The organism is Staphylococcus sp. HMSC036D05 (genome assembly GCF_001836225.1).
In the GTDB taxonomy this organism is placed as follows: Bacteria; Bacillota; Bacilli; order Staphylococcales; family Staphylococcaceae; genus Staphylococcus; species Staphylococcus caprae.
The window spans coordinates 1116-3189 of the sequence record NZ_KV827790.1 but is presented as its reverse complement, the minus strand read 5'-3'; the positions used below and the strand labels follow the sequence as shown (position 1 = coordinate 3189).

Here is a 2074-nt window from a genome sequence, read left to right as displayed (position 1 = left end):
TTTCGTTGGAGTGCCACTAATTGTGTTTGTCTCACTATTGAAACTTACTCCGTCAGGTAGACCACTTACTTTGTTGGTTACAACCTGACCACTATTGTCTGTTGCTTCGATTTTGATTGAGTCAATTGATGTATTTACTTCTTTGGTTTGATCTTTAATTGATGTCACCGTCGGTTTTGTTGTATCAACAACTTCGATTGTGAAGCTTGTTGTTGTTTCGTTACCTTCCGCATCTGTTGTTGTTACCACAATTGGATAACTTCCAACCTTCGTTGGTGTGCCACTAATTGTGTTTGTCTCACTATCGAAACTTACGCCGTCCGGTAAGCCGCTTACTTTGTTTGTTACGGCTTCACCGCTGTTATCTGTTGCTTCGATTTTGATTGAATCAATCGACGTATTCACTTCTTTGGTTTGATCCGCAATAGAAGTTACCACTGGTGATGTTGTGTCCACGACTTCGATTATGAAGCTTGTTTTCGTTTCATTTCCTGATGAGTCCGTTGTCGTTACCGTAATTGGATAGCTGCCTACTTTCGTTGGCGTGCCACTGATTGTATTTGTCTCACTATCAAATGTGACGCCAGTCGGTAAGCCACTTACTTTGTTCGTCACTGACTGACCACTATTGTCTGTCGCTTCAATCGTTATCTTATCGATTGGTATATTTACTTCTCTGCTTTGATTATTGATAGCTGTCACCGTTGGCGCTGTCTCATCCACAACTTCGATTGTAAATTTCGTTTCCGTTTTATTACCTGATGCGTCTGTTGTTGTTACCACAATTGGATAGCTACCTACTTTTGTCGGAGTACCACTAATCGTATTTGTCTCACTATCAAATTTGACACCTTCTGGTAAACCACTTACTTTGTTGGTTACAACCTGACCACTGTTATCTGTTGCTTCAATCTTAATTAAGTCAATTGATGTATTGACCTCTATGGTTTGATTTTCGATAGACGAAACCGTTGGGGCTGTTTTATCTACTACTTCGATTGTAAATTTCGTTTCTGTTTTATTTCCTGATGCGTCTGTCGTAGTCACGGTAATTGGATAACTTCCTACCTTCGTTGGTATTCCGCTAATTGTGTTTGTCTCACTATCAAAACTTACGCCTTCCGGTAGACCGCTTACTTTATTTGTCACAGCTTGGCCACTATTATCTGTTGCTTCGATTGTTATTGAATCAATAGCTGTGTTGACCTCTTTGGTTTGGTCTTTGATAGCTGTCACCGTTGGCGCTGTCTCATCTACAACTTCGATGGTAAATGTAGTTTCCGTCTTATTACCTTCCGCATCCGTGCTTATCACCGTAATTGGGTAACTTCCTACTTTTGTTGGCGTTCCACTAATCGTATTTGTCTCACTATCAAAGCTTACACCTTCCGGTAGACCACTTACTTTGTTCGTCACTGCCTGACCACTATTGTCTGTCGCTTCAACCTTGATTGAATCGATAGCTGTATTGACTTCTTGGGTTTGATCTTTAATTGATGTCACTACCGGTGCTGTTTTATCTACCACTTCTATTGTGAATTTCGTTTCCGTCTTATTTCCTGATGCATCCGTTGTCGTCACTACAATTGGATAACTTCCAACTTTCGTTGGTGTTCCACTAATTGTGTTCGTCTCACTATCAAAGCTTACACCTTCCGGTAGACCACTTACTTTGTTGGTCACGGCTTGGCCACTGTTGTCTGTTGCTTCGATTTTGATTGAATCAATTGATGTATTTACTTCTTTAGTTTGCTCTTTGATAGCTGTCACCGTCGGTTTTGTTGTATCCACAACTTTAATCGTGAAGCTCGTTGTCGTTTCATTTCCTGATTCATCCGTTGTCGTTACCGTAATTGGATAACTGCCTACTTTTGTTGGCGTACCACTGATTGTATTTGTCTCACCATCGAAACTTACTCCAGACGGTAGACCACTTACTTTGTTGGTTACAGGTTGGCCACTATTATCTGTTGCTTCAACTGTTATTGAATCAATCGGCGTATTCACTTCTTTTGTTTGATTCGCAATAGAAGTAACCGTCGGTGCTGTTTTATCTACAACTTCGATTGTGAAT

The 2074-nt window shown here is 40.6% G+C and carries 1 protein-coding gene; it reads right to left on the bottom strand.

The genetic code is table 11. The features are described from left to right. On the bottom strand, positions 1 to 2074 hold a 2074-nt coding region (locus tag HMPREF2580_RS11710), incomplete at both ends, for a putative Ig domain-containing protein (protein WP_176747488.1).